2 protein-coding genes are annotated in these 1,868 nt (G+C 45.8%); both read left to right on the top strand.

All coding sequences use genetic code 11. The features are described from left to right. A partial coding sequence (gene araD1 / locus C1642_RS03305; RefSeq protein WP_103235902.1) for an AraD1 family protein occupies positions 1 to 694 on the top strand: 694 nt, incomplete at its 5' end. A gap of 11 nt (positions 695 to 705) precedes the next feature. Continuing rightward, on the top strand, positions 706 to 1,868 hold a 1,163-nt coding region (locus tag C1642_RS03300), incomplete at its 3' end, for an aldehyde dehydrogenase (NADP(+)) (protein ID WP_103235901.1).

Raw genomic sequence — 1,868 nt, 5'->3', positions numbered from 1 at the left:
GCATCAACAAAATTTAAGCGATGACAGCTCGGTAACCGACACCATGCGAATATTTCAATGGGGGCTACAAAAGGGCCGTCCAGCAGAAGGTCAGATCGGGGCACAGCCAGAATGGTTTTATAAAGGCGATGGTTCAATTGTGGTAAGACCGGGAGCTGAATTACCTTTACCACCATTTGCCGAAGATGGCGGCGAAGAACCTGAAATCGCAGGACTCTATGTTATTGGAGAAGACCTAAAGCCTTACCGAATCGGGTTTGCGCTAGGCAATGAATATTCTGATCACGTGATGGAGCGCCGTAACTATTTATATCTGGCTCATTCAAAATTACGTTTTTGTAGTTTTGGTCCAGCTTTACGGACAGGTGAATTACCAAAACATTTAGTCGGAACCAGCCGCTTGCGTCGTGATGGACAAATCATTTGGGAAAAAGAGTTTTTGTCGGGTGAAGACAATATGTGCCATAGCTTGGCAAATCTGGAATATCACCACTTTAAGTATCAACAATTCTTAAAAGCAGGGGATGTACATATCCATTATTTCGGTACAGCGACTCTATCTTTTGCCGACGGTATTCAAGCGCAAGTCAACGATGAGTTTGAAATAGAAATGAAAGAGTTCGGCCATCCACTCAAAAACAAACTTGCTCATATGCAACCCGAATTACCGATCGGTTCAGTTATTACTCTCTAAGGAATATAAAAATGGTCATTGGACACAACTTTATTGGCGGTTCACGCAGCGCACAAGGTACAACCTTATTAAAAAGTATTCATGCTACGACTGGTGAAGCTCTGCCTTATGAGTTTCACCATGCAACCGAGCAAGAGGTTAATCAGGCCTGTGAAGCAGCCAGTCAAGCGTTTAAAACTTACCGCCATATGTCTCCTGAACAGCGTGCTACCTTTTTAGAAAACATTGCCGATGAGCTCGATGCTTTGGGTACAGATTTTCTTGAAATTGTCTCACAGGAAACTGCTTTGCCACTTGCACGTTTACAAGGTGAACGTGCCCGTACCAGTGGGCAAATGCGCCTGTTTGCTAAAGTGCTGCGCCGTGGTGATTTCTTAGGTGCGCGTATTGATACAGCTTTGTCTGAGCGTCAGCCTTTACCTCGCCCAGACCTGCGTCAGATTAAAATCGGTGTCGGCCCTGTTGCAGTCTTTGGGGCAAGTAACTTTCCTTTAGCATTCTCAACTGCGGGTGGTGACACTGCTTCGGCACTGGCAGCAGGTTGCTCCGTAGTGGTGAAAGCCCATAGTGGACATATGGCGACAGCAGACTTTGTAGCGCAGGCAATTGAACGTGCAGTCGAAAAATCAAATATGCCTAAAGGTGTATTTAACATGATCTACGGTAATGGCGTGGGTGAACCTTTAGTGAAGCATCCTTTAATTCAGGCTGTGGGTTTTACCGGTTCATTACGTGGCGGACGAGCTTTATGTGATATGGCCGCAGCCCGTCCACAACCGATTCCGGTGTTTGCTGAAATGAGCAGTATTAACCCGATGCTGATGTTGCCTGATGCCTTAAAAAACCGTGGTGACAAAATTGCACAGGACTTGGCAGATTCAGTAGTTTTAGGCTGTGGTCAGTTCTGTACCAATCCGGGTTTAATTTTAGGCATCAAATCAGCTGAATTTAGCCAGCTCATTAGCAAGCTGACTGAAATTATGGGTGCCAAGCCTGCACAAACCATGCTCAATGCTGGCACCTTAAAAAGCTATACCGCGGGACTTGAGCACTTAACCCAGCATCAAGGCATTAAGCATTTGGCAGGTCAGACTCAACAAGGTAATCAGGCGCAGCCGCAACTGTTTAAAGCTGATGTTGAGCTTTTACTGGCGGGTGATCAGCTTTTACAAGA

It is taken from the genome of Acinetobacter sp. AKBS16 (genome assembly GCF_002899995.1).
Taxonomy (GTDB): domain Bacteria; phylum Pseudomonadota; class Gammaproteobacteria; order Pseudomonadales; family Moraxellaceae; genus Acinetobacter; species Acinetobacter baumannii.
Note: the sequence above shows the minus strand (reverse complement) of the source record. Positions and strands in the feature narration are given on the sequence as shown.